Origin of the sequence: Photobacterium halotolerans DSM 18316 (assembly GCF_000425165.1) — a bacterium.
In the GTDB taxonomy this organism is placed as follows: Bacteria; Pseudomonadota; Gammaproteobacteria; order Enterobacterales; family Vibrionaceae; genus Photobacterium; species Photobacterium halotolerans.
The window spans coordinates 65,110-80,334 of the sequence record NZ_AULG01000026.1 but is presented as its reverse complement, the minus strand read 5'-3'; the positions used below and the strand labels follow the sequence as shown (position 1 = coordinate 80,334).

The window sequence follows — 15,225 nt, the reverse complement described above, 5'->3', positions numbered from 1 at the left end:
GCTACCAATTGGTCACTCAGTTCACTGATAAATCTTTTATGACTGTATCATTGTCGAGTGCCCACACAGATTGCATGGTCAAATTGTTAAAGAGCTTTTCCAGACTTGCCGTTGGCTTGTCGTGGACAGGGCGGCCATTCTATCGAAATGAAAAACAGTGTCAAACACTTTTTTCAATCTATTTCAGAACAACTTTCCTGTGAACCTCTGGTTTTCAGCTTTCTTAGCCGTAACCCCGTTCAGTGAGGCGGCATTATAGGGACTTTAATTCAGGGCGCAAGCGCATTTTCAGGTTTTTTCCGATTTTATTATTTTTCGAACAAAACCTCATCAAAAGCTCCCCTTTTTAGCCATTAAAGTTGCCTGAATGCCTGGCTAAAAGCACTAACCCTGTCCCAATCCGTATATTCAACTTCTTTTGTCGTATCTGTTTCCCCGCCTGTCATCCGCATAATGAGCTGAATCATGGTTCGGTCAAACCAGTTATAGCGCGGATAACGCAGCGCTCCGGCGAAGACCGCCAAGAGTTTGGGCTGCCAGGGCGATTTTTGCAGGAACTTCTGCATATAGACGCTGGTCTCCGGTGTATCCTTGCCGGGTTTGCGCGCAGTCAGGTTGACACAGAAGAAAGCCGCTTTATGTTTCTCCAGAGCTTGCTGATTCTGCTCTACAAACTGGTACAGCTTTTTATTGAGATGGCCATATCGGACGGAAGCACCAATCAACACTCGATCATAGCGAGTGAAGTCTATCTCAGGTGACGGATGAATATCCTGGGTCTCACACTGATAGTGCCCGCCTAACTGCTGCTCTATATAGCGTAAGATTTTGATGGTTTGACCGTCACAGCTGGAGTGCAGCAATAAAACCTTCTCCACACACTTCTCCTTAGTTTCGCCAGAATGTCGGGGTGAATAACACCAGTAAGGTGAAGACTTCAAGACGCCCAAACAACATGGCCACAATTAATGTCCACTTCGCCGCATCGTTCACCTCCCCGAAATGAACGGCAACTTGCCCTAGCCCCGGGCCCAGGTTATTGAGGGTGGCAGCGACCGCCGAAAATGCCGTCAGCTCATCCATTCCGGTCCCGACCAGCACCAACATGCAGATCACAAACACCAGCGCATAGGCTGAGAAGAATCCCCAGACCGCATCCACCACACGTTGCGGCAGGGCTTTGTTGCCGACTTTGATGGTATACACAGCGCGGGGATGCACCAGACGTTTAAGCTCCCTGACACCTTGCAGAAACAACAGCAGTACACGAATCACCTTAATCCCGCCGCCCGTGGATCCGGCACAGCCACCTATAAAGGAAGAGAACAGCAATAATACGGGGAGAAAGAGCGGCCAGTCAGAAAAACCGGTTGTGGTAAAACCGGCTGTCGTTGAGATAGACACAGTTTGAAACAGTGCCTGATCCAGCGTTGCCCACCAGGAATCGTAGGTTTGGTGCTTCATCAGCATGCCGTAGCAAATAAGCAGCAGGATAAGCTGTATCACGAGAAAGGCTTTGAATTCAGGATCGCGCCAATAGGTCCGCAAGTTATGGCCTCGGTTGGAAAATGCCGCAAAGTGCAATGAAAAGTTACAGGCGGAGATCAACAGAAAGACCACGGTGACCATATTAATGGCGGTACTGTTGTAATAGCCGATACTGGCATCGTGTGTCGAAAAACCACCGATAGCAACGGTCGAAAAGCTGTGTGCAATGGCATCAAAGAGATCCATTCCTGCCACCCAGAAAGCACCGGCGCAGGCAATCGTCAGCGTCAGATAGATGTACCAGAGCGTCTTGGCGGTTTCAGCAATACGCGGCGTCATCTTGCTGTCCTTGACCGGCCCCGGAATTTCAGCCCGGTACAACTGCATACCACCGATACCTAACACAGGTAAGATGGCCACGGCCAGCACAATGATCCCCATACCGCCAAACCACTGCAGCATTTGCCGGTAGAACAAGATGGCTTTGGGTAATTCATCCAGCCCGACAATAACGGTGGCACCAGTGGTCGTCAGCGCGGAAAACGACTCAAAAAACGAATCGGTAAAAGAGAGATCCGGTGTCTTAGACAAAATAAAGGGCACTGCACCGGCGCTGCCGATAACTGTCCAGAACAGCACAACAATCAAAAATCCGTCACGGGCTTTCAGCTCTCGCCTTTGATGGCGATTAGGCAGCCAGAGTGCCGCCCCGCCCGCCAGCAAAATGAAGAAAGTCACCACGAAAGGAAAACCCGCACCATCACGGTACAGCAAGGCTATAAGGGCCGGTACCAGCATAGTGACACTGAACAGCGCCAGTAACAGGCCAACGATACGGATAATGGAACGAATTTGCATAATCTAGCGGGCGCTCACTTGTAGTTCTTCAAAATATTGTCTGCGTCCTGAATCACAATCCGGCCGCCACTGCGATTGATCAGCACTGCCTTGAATGTTGCGGTTAAGCGAGCATCAAGCAGAATGTCCATGGTGACCTCAACCCCGTAATCGGCGCGCTGTACTTCTGCATGGTGCTCAGCGATCACGGCCTCAAGTAACGGCACCTGATTATACGCACAGCGGACATAAAGTGGTGAAGTAATAACCTTTTCTTTGGTGATGAGCACAGCAAGCGCCTGCTGCACCCCGCCGCCATACGCCTTCACCAATCCGCCCGTCCCCAGCCGGATACCGCCGTAGTAACGCGTGACCACGGCGGTTATTTCACCGACCCCACTGCCACTGAGCTGGGCCAGCATAGGTTTACCCGCCGTTCCGGAGGGCTCGCCGTCATCACTGAATCCCCACGACATGGAATCTTCAGGGCGGCTGGCCACGAAAGCCCAGCAATTGTGACGGGCATCCGCATGCTGTGATTTGATGCTCTGCACAAAGGCTTTCGCCACCTCCGCGCCGGGCGTGTGAGCTAAATAGGTAATGAAGCGGCTTTTTTTGATCTCTTGTTCGAAAACAACGGGTTCCGCTGGTATTAGATAAGGAGCCTGATCCATTTTGCCTGCTCACATCACGCCATATAAAGGCGCAAGAATAGCATAAACGCGCTCACAGATTCACAGCGAACAACAAAGAGCCGAAGCGCCGTCTATCAACCAGGCTTTTCCATTCAGGTGATGAAAGTGAGTTTGACCGGGCGTTCGCAACAGCCCGCACAACTTTCAACAGGTAATGCCATTGTTATCACTTTCATGAGCTATACATGGATGAAAGCTCACCGCGAAGGCATGGTGGTACACTGTCAACAAAACACACAAGGTGTTGATATTATTTACAATAAACACAATACCGATAGCGAAAAATCCATGAACAAGTCAAGCACAAGCTATGGGAACCAACTTCAGTTACATACCAATATCAAAGTTTAAACAATTGTTTAAAATAGGTGTTGAAATCCCTTTGCAACAGGTTCAGACTAATCTTTAACCTGGTTGGAGGCCAAACCAGTCAAAATCAAACCGGCAATGAACCGGTATTCACGGAGATAGAACATGATTTACCAAGATGAAACCCTATCCGTAAGCTATCTGGAAGATGGCATTGCGGAAATCAACTTCAATGCGCCAGGCAGCGTCAACAAGCTTGATCGCAAGACCCTGGAAAACCTCAGTGAAGCTATCAACGCGCTGTATCAGCAAAATGAACTGAAAGGCGTCATCCTGACTTCCGGTAAATCCGCCTTTATTGTTGGTGCGGACGTCACCGAGTTTCCTGACATCATGACCCAAGACGCTGATGTTCTGTCCAGCTGGCTGGCAGAAGCCAATGTCATTTTTAACCGCCTGGAAGACATCCCTGTCCCGACCATCACCGCCATTACCGGCTTTGCATTGGGTGGCGGCTGTGAGTGCGTACTGGCAACCGACATGCGCGTTGCAGACCATACTGCACTGGTAGGCCTGCCAGAAACCAAATTGGGCATCATGCCTGGCTGGGGTGGCTCCGTACGCCTGCCTCGCCTGATTGGCGCCGATCCGGCCATGGATATCATCGCTGGCGGCAAAGCCAAAAAAGCCGACGAAGCCTTAAAACTTGGAATTGTGGATGCCGTTGTGGCACCAGAGCTCCTGCGCGACGCCGCACTGACCATGCTGAAAGATGCCATTGCCGGCAAGCTGGAATGGCGAGCACGCCGTGAACAGAAAAAAGCGCCGCTGAAACTGAACAAAATCGAAGCGACCATGAGCTTCACTATGGCCAAAGGCATGGTGATGCAAGTGGCCGGTCCTCACTATCCTGCCCCAATCACTGCGGTTAAGTGTATTGAACAAGCCGCTGGCATGAGCCGTGATGAAGCCCTGCAAGTTGAAAACAAAGGGTTCGTGGCTCTGGCTAAAAGCGACGTCGCGCCAGCGCTTGTCGGTATCTTCCTCAATGATCAGTACATCAAGGGCAAAGCGAAGCAAGCTGCTAAAGAAGGCAAAGACACCCAGCGCGCAGCCGTTCTGGGTGCCGGTATTATGGGCGGCGGCATTGCCTACCAGTCGGCATTGAAAGGCGTACCGGTGATCATGAAAGACATCGCTCAGCCATCGCTGGATCTGGGGATGAATGAAGCCTCTAAACTGCTGAACAAGCAGTTGGAGCGCGGTAAGCTGAACGGCCTGAAAATGGCGAAAATCCTGGCATCCATCCAGCCAACGCTGCATTACGCAGGCATTGAAGAAGCCGATGTGATTGTTGAAGCTGTGGTTGAGAACCCGAAAGTGAAAGCCGCTGTGCTGGCGGAAGTGGAAGAGCGTGTCGGCGACGACACTGTGATCACCTCGAACACTTCGACCATTCCAATCAACCTGCTGGCGAAATCGCTGAAGCGCCCGGAAAAATTCTGCGGCATGCACTTCTTCAACCCTGTACACCGCATGCCACTGGTGGAAATTATCCGCGGTGAGCACACCTCGGAAGAAACCATTTCGCGCGTGGTGGCTTACGCGGCCAAAATGGGCAAATCCCCTATCGTGGTCAACGACTGCCCAGGGTTCTTCGTCAACCGCGTCCTGTTCCCTTACTTTGCCGGCTTCAGCCTGCTGCTGCGTGACGGTGCTGACTTCACCAAGATTGATAAAGTCATGGAGAAGAAATTCGGCTGGCCGATGGGCCCGGCTTACCTGCTGGATGTTGTCGGTATCGACACCGCGCACCATGCCCAGGCTGTGATGGCAGAAGGCTTCCCGGAGCGCATGGGTAAAGACTACAAAGATGCGGTCGACGTGATGTTCGAAAGCCAGCGTCTGGGCCAGAAAAACGGCAAAGGCTTCTATGCCTACTCGGTCGATAAAAAAGGCAAGCCGAAGAAAGATCTGGCACCAGAAGTGGCTGAGCTGCTGGCCCCTGTTGTCAGCCGTGCCGCTGATTTCAGTGATGAAGACATCATCGCCCGTACCATGGTGCCTATGATTAACGAAGTGGTGCGCTGCCTGGAAGAAGGCATTATCGCCACACCGGCAGAAGCGGATATGGCGCTGGTCTACGGCCTGGGCTTCCCTCCGTTCCGCGGCGGAGTGTTCCGTTACCTGGATTCAATCGGCCTGGCGAACTATGTCGCAATGGCAGAAAAATTCGCGCATCTGGGCGCGGTTTACGAAGTCCCTGCCGGTCTTCGTGACAAAGCCGCTAAAGGCGAAAGCTATTACAACGCACCAGTAAACGCTTAAGGACGAGGAACACACACATGAATAACGTCGTAATTGTTGATTGCATCCGTACCCCTATGGGGCGTTCAAAAGCCGGTGCTTTCCGTAACAAACGTGCTGAAGATTTGTCGGCACACCTGATGAAAGGCCTGCTGGAGCGTAACCCTCAGGTTGACCCAACGGCCATTGAAGATATCTACTGGGGCTGTGTCCAGCAGACCCTGGAGCAAGGCTTCAACGTTGCCCGTAACGCAGCACTGCTGGCAGGTATCCCGCACACTGTCGGTGCCACCACCATTAACCGCCTGTGCGGTTCTTCGATGGACGCACTGCACAGCGCCACCCGTGCCATTATGGTCGGTGATGCCGAGATCTGCCTGGTCGGCGGTGTAGAACACATGGGCCACGTGCCGATGAACCACGGGGTGGATTTCCACCCTGGCCTGTCAAAGTCTGTGGCTCAGGCTGCCGGTATGATGGGGCTGACCGCTGAAATGCTGGGCCGTATGCACGGCATCAGCCGTGAGCAGCAGGATGCGTTTGCTGCCCGCTCTCACCAGCGCGCTTATGCCGCTACCGTTGAAGGCCGTTTCAAGAATGAAATTCTGCCCACCGAAGGCCATGACGAGAACGGCGTACTGAAAGTCTTCGACTATGATGAAGTGATTCGCCCGGAAACCACAGTTGAAGGTCTGGCGGGTCTGCGCCCTGTGTTCGACCCGGCCAACGGTACAGTGACAGCCGGCACCTCCTCTGCCCTGTCTGACGGCGCTTCAGCCATGCTGATCATGAGCGAAAGCAAAGCCAGAGAACTGGGACTGCGTATCCGAGCCCGCATCAAGTCAATGGCGGTAGCCGGTTGCGATCCGTCTATCATGGGTTACGGCCCGGTACCGGCGTCGAAGAAAGCGCTGAAACGTGCCGGACTGACTATCGATGATATCGGCATGATCGAGCTGAACGAAGCCTTTGCGGCTCAGTCGCTGCCATGCGCCAAAGATCTGGGTCTGCTGGATGCAATGGATGAAAAAGTGAACCTCAACGGCGGCGCCATTGCACTGGGTCACCCTCTGGGCTGTTCCGGTACACGTATCTCAACCACGCTGATCAACCTGATGGAACATCAGAATGTGAAATACGGCCTGGCGACCATGTGTATCGGCCTGGGTCAGGGCATTGCGACCATCTTTGAGCGCATCGACGACTAACCCGTTATCACCACACCGATTAAGCCCGCACCTGTCGCGGGCTTTTTTATATCAATAATCAGACAAAAAGTTGTTTTAGGTTCAGATATGAGACACTCTGACTCATTACAATCACAGACAGACGCTTATTCCCAGCACGGAGAACCGTAATGTTTAAGGCACTGATCCTCAACCAGCAAGATAACACCACCCAGGCTCATGTTGGCGACATTGACAGCAGCCAGCTGCCGGACGGCGATGTCACAGTAGCTGTCGACTATTCCTCACTCAATTACAAAGATGGCCTGGCTATCACAGGCGCTGGCAAAATTATCCGCCAATTCCCCATGGTGCCGGGTATCGACTTTGCCGGTACTGTCATCACATCCAGTGATAGCCGCTACCAGGCGGGCGATCCTGCGGTACTGACCGGTTGGGGCGTCGGGGAAAATCACTGGGGCGGCATGGCTCAGCAGGCCCGCGTGAAAGCCGACTGGCTGGTTCCGCTGCCCGCGGGTTTAAACGCCGAACAGGCGATGGTTATCGGCACCGCCGGCTTAACCGCTATGCTCTGTATCCAGGCGCTGGAAGATGCTGGTATCACGCCCGAGTCTGGCGAGATTCTGGTCACCGGTGCCAGTGGTGGTGTCGGCTCTGTCGCGGTAACGCTTCTGGCTAAGCTGGGTTATCGCATCGCCGCTGTCACCGGGCGTGCCTCGCAAAACGGCGATCTGCTCAGGCAACTGGGGGCGACCTCCATCATAGATCGCAGTGAACTGGAGGAAACGGCCAAACCGCTGGAGAAACAGCGCTGGGCAGGTGCGGTCGACACTGTGGGCAGTAAAGTCCTTGCCAAAGTACTGACCCAAATGGATTATAACGGTGCGGTCGCGACCTGCGGATTGGCCGGCGGTTTTGATTTACCGACCACAGTGATGCCTTTCATCCTGCGCAATGTACGTCTGCTGGGAGTCGATTCTGTCTATTGCCCCTTCGAAAAACGCCAGCATGCATGGCAGCGCCTGAGCGAATTGCTGCCGGACAGTTTTTATCAGCAGGCAGGACAAACCATTTCGCTGGAACAAGTACCGGAATTTGCCCAAGCTATCATTAAAGGCCAGGTCACCGGGCGCACGCTGGTTAAACTGTCCTGATAAACCATATCTCATCACCCGGTCTGCCACACGGACCGGGTGATTTTTTCTGTACCCCGGATAAAAAAAATCCCGCTATAAAAGCGGGGAAGCCCAAGAAAACTGGGGAGTGTAGTAGATGTGAAAGTTAGCTTTCCTCTTCTTCAAGCTCAGGAGAATGAGAGAGCTCGAGCCAGAGTCCGATCGCCGCGGCAACGAGGCCTGCCAGCGAAAAGAGAGTTAAGTCGTTTGCATTGCGCAGTACAATAGAGCAGAAAGCGATAAAGCACAGCACACAGTAAATAGTCAGTCTATCCATCTGAGTAATCATCTCCGCCTCCCTGCGATGACAAATTGGTTAACAAGTTGTTAACTAAGTTACACATAATTGTTACCTTTGCCAACCCCCGGTTGATTGTTTATTATCCGTGAGTATGATCTGGCTCTCATTTACGATATGGCTTCACTATGATCACGAAATTTGAATCCGCCACTCACAATCTGGAAGCACAGGGACTGCGTTGTCCGGAACCTGTCATGATGGTGCGTAAAACTATTCGCAGGATGGCAGATGGCGACACATTATTAGTGCTGGCCGATGATCCATCGACAACCAGAGACATCCCCAGCTTTTGCCGGTTTATGGACCATACGCTGCTGGCAGCAGAAACAGACTCTCTGCCATACCGCTACCTGATCCGCAAAGGCAAGCCATAGCAACAAGTTATAGAAATAAGTAAGGCAGCCTAGCGCTGCCTTATGACAATCTCATTAATCGCAGGCATAACGCCCGCAGCTCCCCGCTCGCTACAGGCCAAATGCAGCACCCAGCGCCAGCACAGCAAACAGCGCAGCGGTCACTTTGCGGATTAACCCCAGCGGCATTTTGTCAGCAGACAGCTTACCGATCAGCACAACGGGCACATTCGCCAGCAGCATCCCAATAGTGGTGCCCAGCACGACCAGCATCAGACCGTCATGGTATTTTGCCCCGAGCATGGTGGTTGCCACCTGGGTTTTATCGCCGATTTCCGCCACAAAAAAAGCAATAAAACTGGCAACAAACGGGCCGCGGTTTGAAATGGTTTCATCGTCATCCAGTTTATCCGGGATCAGAATCCAGCCCGCCATCACCACAAAACTCACGACCAGCACCCATTTTAAAATCTCAGGCGATAAGTAATCAGCAACGACCATCCCCAACCAGGCCGCCAAAGCATGGTTGGCCAGGGTCGCCAGGAAAATGGCCAGAATGATAGGAACAGGCTTACGGTAACGGCTGGCCAGCAGCAAAGACAGCAACTGGGTTTTATCCCCAATCTCAGCCAGGGCGACCGTGGTAATTGAAACAGCTAAAATGCTCATGACATGCTCATTGGGGCGAGGATTATAATTTTAACCAAAGACAAACAGACACGCCCCACCCCGGTTCATGTCGATTTGCCTATGGTCTCGCCAAACTGACCGGAGTAATGGTCAGTCACAATCACCATGAAGATTTTGCTTCAATTATGTTGATGATTGTTCCGTCAGAACGGAAGGCTACTCCCCAAAGGAGCTGGCATGATAGCCAGAACGGCGCCTGGGATCAAGTGACGAAAAAGGGAAGCCAATGGCTTCCCTTCCTTCCCAAACACATGCTGTTGGTGTGATTAAGACGCGGTCGGGCTCAATACAATTTCCACCCGGCGGTTTTGAGCACGCCCCTGCTCGTTGGCATTGGAAGCAACCGGATGTGCTTCACCCATGCCCTTAGCCAGTACACGCTGCGCCGCTACACCCGTGCGAACCAGGTAGTTGCTGACTTCACTGGCACGAACCTGAGACAAGCGCAGATTATAAGATTCAGACCCTGTGCTGTCAGTAAAACCGTAAACATTCAGCTGGGTTTTATCGTATTCCTTCACCACCAGAGCCACGTTTTGCAGTGCATTCATCGCCTGCTGGCTCAGGTTAGACTGGTCGACACCGAAAGTGATCGAGTTTGGCATGTTCAGCACGATCTGATCGCCTTCACGCGTCACACTGATGCCGGTTGATTCCAGTTGCTGACGCAGTTTCGCTTCCTGCACATCCATGTAGTAGCCGACACCGCCGCCCAGCGCCGCGCCGGAAGCCGCACCGATCAGCGCACCTTTACCCCGATCGCTTTTGCTTGAAGAGGCCACACCGATAGCCGCGCCAGCAACGGCACCAATCAGTGCACCACTGGTGGATTTTGCCGTCTGATCTTCACGCGTATAGGGATTAACTGTGGTACAGCCCGTAGCTACCATAGAGGTAACACCGGCCAAAAGGATAGCGCGTACCCACTTACGTGATGTCGTTGCATGATGTTGTTGCATGTTCTTTCCCCGATAAATTGTCAGTTTGCCAGGCGGAACGCCATTTCCGCTAAGCATAATCCTGCTGCATTGTAGTCAAACAGAGGCTGCAGATATCAAAAACCTGTCAATTTTTTACCCTGTTTCTGCTTATAGCGGAAGCCTGATGACAAAAATTTACATTCGATACTGTTATGCACAAAAAACGTGCGCTGCCCCTACTCCCTCAAGGCGACCCAAGGTATACTGGATTGTTATCTTTTCTACTTATATCAACGGATCTCGCGAAGCTGACAATGCAAAAATACGACATCAAGACCTTTCAGGGCATGATTCTGGCGCTTCAGGATTACTGGGGCCAGCAAGGTTGTACTATCGTGCAGCCGCTGGATATGGAAGTGGGTGCCGGTACCTCGCATCCAATGACCTGCCTGCGTGCTCTGGGCCCGGAGCCGATTGCGGCCGCCTATGTGCAGCCATCACGCCGCCCGACCGACGGCCGTTACGGTGAAAACCCTAACCGTCTGCAGCACTATTACCAGTTTCAGGTGATCATCAAACCATCGCCAGACAACATTCAGGAACTCTACCTGGGTTCGCTGGAAGCGCTGGGCGTAGACACGCAGGTGCATGACATCCGCTTCGTGGAAGACAACTGGGAAAACCCAACGCTGGGTGCCTGGGGTCTGGGCTGGGAAGTGTGGCTGAACGGTATGGAAGTCACCCAGTTCACCTACTTCCAGCAAGTCGGCGGCCTGGAATGTAAGCCGGTCACCGGTGAAATTACTTACGGTATTGAGCGTCTGGCCATGTACATCCAGGGCGTCGATTCTGTGTATGATCTGGTATGGACCGACGGACCTTTAGGTAAAGTGACCTACGGCGACATTTTCCACCAGAACGAAGTAGAACAATCGACCTACAACTTTGAATACGCTGATGTCGACTTCCTGTTTACCTTCTTTGATCAATGCGAGAAAGAATGTAAGTCACTGCTTGAACTGGAACAGCCTCTGCCGCTGCCGGCTTACGAGCGTATTCTGAAAGCTGGCCATGCCTTCAACCTGCTGGATGCCCGTAAAGCGATCTCGGTGACTGAGCGTCAGCGATATATCCTGCGCATCCGTAACCTGACCAAGCAAGTGGCTGAAGCCTACTATGCCTCTCGTGAAGCACTTGGCTTCCCGATGTGTAAAAAAGACAAGTAAGGATCACGCATGGCTGACAAGAATTTTCTGATTGAACTGGGTACGGAAGAGCTGCCACCAAAAGCCTTGCGCACCCTGGCAGAAGCCTTTGCCGACAACTTTACCGCGGAACTGAACGCGGCCGAATTAGCCTTTGGCTCTATCAAATGGTACGCCGCCCCACGCCGGCTGGCTCTGAAAGTCACCGCACTGGCGGAAGGCCAGGCCGATAAAGTGGTCGAAAAGCGCGGTCCGGCGATCAGCGTTGCTTTCGATGCTGACGGTAACCCGACCAAAGCCGCTCAGGGCTGGGCGCGCGGTAACGGTATTACTGTCGAGCAGGCTGAACGCCTGCAGACAGACAAAGGCGAATGGTTACTGTACAAAGAAGCCGTTAAAGGTAAAGCCGCAACCGAGCTGCTGTGCGAACTGGCAGCGGCGGCACTTGCAAAACTGCCTATCCCGAAACCTATGCGCTGGGGCGATAAAGAGACCCAATTTATTCGTCCGGTAAAAACCCTGGTCATGCTGCTCAATGACGCGCTGATCCCAGGCACGATTCTGGGTGTGGAATCGGCGCGTACCATTCGCGGCCACCGTTTTATGGGTGAAGCAGAGTTCAGCATTGAACATGCTGATCAGTACCCTGCCATCCTGGAAGAGCGCGGTAAAGTGATCGCTGACTACGACACTCGTAAAGCGCACATCATTGCCGGCGCCAAAGAAGCTGCCATTGCCGTTGGCGGCACCGCCGATCTGGAAGACGAGCTGGTTGAAGAAGTCACCTCTCTGGTCGAGTGGCCGGTTGTCCTGACCGCCTCTTTTGAAGAAGCATTCCTGAACGTACCGGCAGAAGCCCTGGTGTACACCATGAAAGGTGACCAGAAGTACTTCCCTGTCTATGACGCGGCGGGCAAGCTGCTGCCTAAGTTCATCTTCGTGTCGAACATAGTGTCGAAAGAGCCGCGCCACATTATCGAGGGCAACGAGAAAGTCGTCCGTCCTCGTCTGGCTGATGCTGAATTCTTCTTTAACACCGACCGTAAGCGCCCGCTGGTTGATCGCCTGCACGAGCTGGACAGCGTGCTGTTCCAGAAACAGCTGGGCACCCTGCGTGACAAGACAGATCGTATTACCGCGATGTCCGGTTACATCGCTCAGCAAATTGGTGCCGATGTTGAGCACGCAGAGCGTGCTGGCCTGCTGTCGAAGTGCGATCTGATGACATCCATGGTCTTCGAGTTTACCGATACTCAGGGCGTAATGGGCATGCACTATGCGCGGCTGGACGGTGAGCACGAAGATGTTGCCGTGGCGCTCAACGAGCAATACATGCCCCGTTTTGCCGGCGACAGCCTGCCGGGTTCCGATGTCGCGGCTGCAGTTGCACTGGCTGACAAAATGGACACCCTGGTAGGTATCTTCGGTATCGGCCAGCACCCTAAAGGGGCCAACGACCCGTTCGCGCTACGCCGTGCCGCGCTGGGTGCCCTGCGCATCATGGTAGAAAAAGGCTATCAGCTGGATCTGGTCGATATGATTGCCAAAGCCAAAGAGCTGTTTGGCCATAAGCTGACGAACCATAACGTAGAAGCCGATGTGATTGATTTCATGCTGGGCCGATTCCGTGCCTGGTATCAGGATGAAGGCCACACGGTTGATGTGATTCAGGCCGTTTTGGCCCGTCGCCCGACCTCACCGGCTGACTTTGATAAGCGCGTCAAAGCGGTCAGTCATTTCCGCTCTCTGGATGCGGCGGAATCGCTGGCTGCGGCCAATAAGCGTGTCGGCAATATCCTGGCGAAATTTGACGGTGAGTTACCTGCGGCAATCGACAGCCAGTTGCTGGTTGAAGACGCTGAAAAAGCCCTGGCGAAAAACGTGGAAGCGGTTACCGCTAAACTGACCCCTGTTTTTGCTGCCGGTGACTATCAGCAAGCCCTTTCAGAGCTGGCTACCCTGCGTGATTCGGTCGATGCCTTCTTCGACAACGTCATGGTAATGGCTGATGACCAAGCCCTGAAAGTGAACCGTCTGACAATGCTTAACCAACTACGTAATCAGTTCCTCAAAGTGGCAGATATTTCACTGCTTCAGAACTAATGCCATTGATGAGCGTCACTGACTATCTAGCCTGATCACAAAGCCCGCTGATGCGGGCTTTGTTTTACCTGCTGGTACCAGCTTGTCCTATCTCGCCCGGCACCAAAAGCTGCCAGCCAGAGCCAAACACCTGACAGCCGGCTTGCTGCCACAGAGTGTTTCACGTGAAACACCAAACCAAATTGTCTGCTTGGCTCGGTTAACCCTGAATCGGATGCGATGAAGACAGCGATACATGATCCCAGGTCCAATGTTGTTCAGGACTAACTTTTATCCCCCCGACCCAATACGTACTGGACACCATCTTTTGCTGCTGTGACAGGCATAATCTTCCCTGTTCAGTCAGACTGACAACCAGCTCCTGCCAGGAAGCTGAGCCGGTTGATGACTCCAGACAGATTAAAGGCTGTTGGCTTTGCAGCAACGGCTTGAGCAATACCCAGAACATCAAATCGCCCAAAAAGGGTAACGGCTCCAGCGCTTGATAGCCACGAAACAGATCGGCAACCGCCATCGTGCCCGATGCCGACAACACAGACAATGCCAACGACTGAGTCAGGCTTAAGCCGGATTGCTGATGCGGCAGCTCCTGCAAATGACGACGTATCACCTGCGCCATGTTTTCGAACTGGCTCAGCCAGGAGGCATCGAGCAAGGCAAGCAGCGCCGCAGGATCAGGGGAACAGAATCCCTGCCACAGCAATCCTGCTCTCTCCAAGGTAATGGCATCGACAGGCCGTCTGTGCTGCCAGAGCGATCTCAGCCCTTCGGCGGGTAACTGGCCCAGCCCGATGAAACGGGTGTTAGCCGGAAAATGATTTACTTCAATGATCTCAAGCTGACGGCCAGCCACACCCGGCAGTGTCGCCAGATGCGTCAGCAGGCGTATCAGCATAAGTTGATCGTAATTATCATGCTCCACCCAGAATACCAGCCGGTGATAATCAGGTTGTGCGAGCTGCGCTAGCTTATCCGCCGTCTCAGTCAGGATGTCATCCGTCGTGCGCGGATCGCCGATCTCACTCAGTAAATACTGCCGGATGTATTCAGCACGTTGCCATTCGAAATCGGGCGCTGCGCTGAGCGGGCCCATGCAGTAGGGATCGATAAAAGGCAGGAAGTCGCCATGAAAGCCCGCCTGCTCTAAGCGCTGCGCAATATCATGACCGCAGCGAATGTGTAATGTGGCGAGATCCTTATCCAGCGCTTCACTACCCTGCGCTATTTGCTGTTTGTGATGCTCAAGCATTTCAGCATGGTGTTTCAAGCGGCTCCAGCTGGGCAGCCCACACTCCCTGGCCATCACGAATTGGATATCTGCCAGTTTGATATTGTCCGGATTGAGCTGTGCCTGTTTCGGATGTAACTGCTGAACGGATTGCAAGGCATGGTGATCGCCGTGGCGTATCGCTTTCAGGCGATGCTTAGCCTGGGATTTGAGATAGCTTAGGTTGAACGAAAACGGGTTGAACGAAAACGCATTGTCTGAATTCATGATTTCTCCATTCTCTTTAACTCCTGTGCTCGCCTGACAGAAGAGAAGGCAGAAATACGTTGTCGGCTGTGTTACAGCAAAGCCAGTGACCCTGGATACTATCCTTTCCGCGAGCAGGAGGCGCAGGCAGCGCCACTAAAGGTTACAACACCCAGCCCAT

Annotated in this window: 14 protein-coding genes and 1 riboswitch; of the genes, 7 read left to right on the top strand and 7 right to left on the bottom strand. The window is 53.1% G+C overall.

What is annotated here, in order from left to right:
* Positions 1-353: 353 nt before the first annotated feature.
* From hemG to H511_RS0107590, 3 genes are read right to left on the bottom strand one after another with little or no spacing between them, the layout of a single operon-like run.
* Positions 354-878: a menaquinone-dependent protoporphyrinogen IX dehydrogenase gene (gene hemG, locus H511_RS0107600; protein WP_027251771.1), complete on the bottom strand. Its 525-nt coding sequence runs from the start codon at positions 876-878 to the stop codon at positions 354-356.
* Between the two features lie 10 nt (positions 879-888).
* Positions 889-2,346 (bottom strand): TrkH family potassium uptake protein, encoded by a 1,458-nt coding sequence (locus H511_RS0107595; protein ID WP_027251770.1) that lies wholly within the window; start codon positions 2,344-2,346, stop codon positions 889-891.
* A gap of 14 nt (positions 2,347-2,360) precedes the next feature.
* Entirely contained in the window at positions 2,361-2,999 is a 639-nt protein-coding gene (locus H511_RS0107590) for a YigZ family protein (protein ID WP_027251769.1), read from the bottom strand.
* Between the two features lie 126 nt (positions 3,000-3,125).
* Here H511_RS0107590 and H511_RS0107585 point away from each other — a divergent pair, with 126 nt between their 5' ends.
* The 4 genes from H511_RS0107585 to acuI all read left to right on the top strand — a co-directional run bounded on the left by H511_RS0107585 (position 3,126) and on the right by acuI (position 7,977).
* Positions 3,126-3,371: a hypothetical protein gene (locus H511_RS0107585; protein WP_155804826.1), complete on the top strand. Its 246-nt coding sequence runs from the start codon at positions 3,126-3,128 to the stop codon at positions 3,369-3,371.
* A gap of 123 nt (positions 3,372-3,494) precedes the next feature.
* Entirely contained in the window at positions 3,495-5,657 is a 2,163-nt protein-coding gene (gene fadB / locus H511_RS0107580) for a fatty acid oxidation complex subunit alpha FadB (protein WP_027251767.1), read from the top strand.
* 17 nt (positions 5,658-5,674) lie between these two features.
* Positions 5,675-6,844: an acetyl-CoA C-acyltransferase FadA gene (fadA, locus tag H511_RS0107575; RefSeq protein WP_027251766.1), complete on the top strand. Its 1,170-nt coding sequence runs from the start codon at positions 5,675-5,677 to the stop codon at positions 6,842-6,844.
* Positions 6,845-6,993: 149 nt separating this feature from the next.
* Positions 6,994-7,977, top strand: coding sequence for an acrylyl-CoA reductase (NADPH) (gene acuI, locus H511_RS0107570; RefSeq protein ID WP_027251765.1), 984 nt, complete (start codon positions 6,994-6,996; stop codon positions 7,975-7,977).
* A 127-nt stretch (positions 7,978-8,104) separates the two neighbouring features.
* Here acuI and H511_RS0107565 read toward each other — a convergent pair whose 3' ends face one another.
* Complete coding sequence (locus H511_RS0107565; RefSeq protein WP_027251764.1) at positions 8,105-8,287, bottom strand: hypothetical protein; 183 nt, start codon at positions 8,285-8,287, stop codon at positions 8,105-8,107.
* A gap of 137 nt (positions 8,288-8,424) precedes the next feature.
* Between H511_RS0107565 and tusA the strand changes: the two genes are divergently transcribed.
* A complete protein-coding gene (gene tusA / locus H511_RS0107560) occupies positions 8,425-8,673 on the top strand; it encodes a sulfurtransferase TusA (RefSeq protein WP_027251763.1) in 249 nt (82 codons plus the stop codon).
* A 90-nt stretch (positions 8,674-8,763) separates the two neighbouring features.
* Here tusA and H511_RS0107555 read toward each other — a convergent pair whose 3' ends face one another.
* Together H511_RS0107555 and H511_RS0107545 are read right to left on the bottom strand one after the other, a co-directional pair.
* The gene (locus H511_RS0107555) at positions 8,764-9,321 is read right to left on the bottom strand and encodes a TMEM165/GDT1 family protein (protein WP_027251762.1); all 558 of its coding nucleotides are present in this window, start codon (positions 9,319-9,321) and stop codon (positions 8,764-8,766) included.
* A gap of 92 nt (positions 9,322-9,413) precedes the next feature.
* A riboswitch (yybP-ykoY riboswitch) is annotated at positions 9,414-9,512 on the bottom strand.
* Positions 9,513-9,608: 96 nt separating this feature from the next.
* Positions 9,609-10,301, bottom strand: coding sequence for a YiaD family glycine zipper/OmpA-like lipoprotein (locus tag H511_RS0107545; RefSeq protein WP_027251760.1), 693 nt, complete (start codon positions 10,299-10,301; stop codon positions 9,609-9,611).
* Between the two features lie 275 nt (positions 10,302-10,576).
* On the opposite strand from H511_RS0107545, the gene glyQ reads away from it, so the two are divergent.
* Together glyQ and glyS are read left to right on the top strand one after the other, a co-directional pair.
* On the top strand, positions 10,577-11,488 hold the full coding sequence (gene glyQ, locus H511_RS0107540; protein WP_027251759.1) for a glycine--tRNA ligase subunit alpha: 912 nt from the start codon (positions 10,577-10,579) through the stop codon (positions 11,486-11,488).
* A gap of 9 nt (positions 11,489-11,497) precedes the next feature.
* Positions 11,498-13,570, top strand: a complete 2,073-nt coding sequence (gene glyS / locus H511_RS0107535; RefSeq protein ID WP_027251758.1) for a glycine--tRNA ligase subunit beta — start codon at positions 11,498-11,500, stop codon at positions 13,568-13,570.
* A gap of 199 nt (positions 13,571-13,769) precedes the next feature.
* Here the strand turns inward: glyS and H511_RS0107530 are convergent, their stop codons facing one another.
* Entirely contained in the window at positions 13,770-15,065 is a 1,296-nt protein-coding gene (locus H511_RS0107530; protein WP_027251757.1) for a DUF1835 domain-containing protein, read from the bottom strand.
* Between the last annotated feature and the right edge of the window lie 160 nt (positions 15,066-15,225).

Bases quoted from the DNA above. Each gene is read 5' to 3' on its own strand.
- glyS (WP_027251758.1), top strand. From the start codon at position 11,498: ATGGCTGACAAGAATTTTCTGATTGAACTGGGTACGGAAGAGCTGCCA.
- H511_RS0107555 (WP_027251762.1), bottom strand. From the start codon at position 9,321: ATGAGCATTTTAGCTGTTTCAATTACCACGGTCGCCCTGGCTGAGATT.
- H511_RS0107530 (WP_027251757.1), bottom strand. From the start codon at position 15,065: ATGAATTCAGACAATGCGTTTTCGTTCAACCCGTTTTCGTTCAACCTA.
- glyQ (WP_027251759.1), top strand. From the start codon at position 10,577: ATGCAAAAATACGACATCAAGACCTTTCAGGGCATGATTCTGGCGCTT.
- H511_RS0107545 (WP_027251760.1), bottom strand. From the start codon at position 10,301: ATGCAACAACATCATGCAACGACATCACGTAAGTGGGTACGCGCTATC.
- acuI (WP_027251765.1), top strand. From the start codon at position 6,994: ATGTTTAAGGCACTGATCCTCAACCAGCAAGATAACACCACCCAGGCT.
- tusA (WP_027251763.1), top strand. From the start codon at position 8,425: ATGATCACGAAATTTGAATCCGCCACTCACAATCTGGAAGCACAGGGA.
- H511_RS0107590 (WP_027251769.1), bottom strand. From the start codon at position 2,999: ATGGATCAGGCTCCTTATCTAATACCAGCGGAACCCGTTGTTTTCGAA.
- fadB (WP_027251767.1), top strand. From the start codon at position 3,495: ATGATTTACCAAGATGAAACCCTATCCGTAAGCTATCTGGAAGATGGC.
- fadA (WP_027251766.1), top strand. From the start codon at position 5,675: ATGAATAACGTCGTAATTGTTGATTGCATCCGTACCCCTATGGGGCGT.
- H511_RS0107565 (WP_027251764.1), bottom strand. From the start codon at position 8,287: ATGATTACTCAGATGGATAGACTGACTATTTACTGTGTGCTGTGCTTT.
- H511_RS0107595 (WP_027251770.1), bottom strand. From the start codon at position 2,346: ATGCAAATTCGTTCCATTATCCGTATCGTTGGCCTGTTACTGGCGCTG.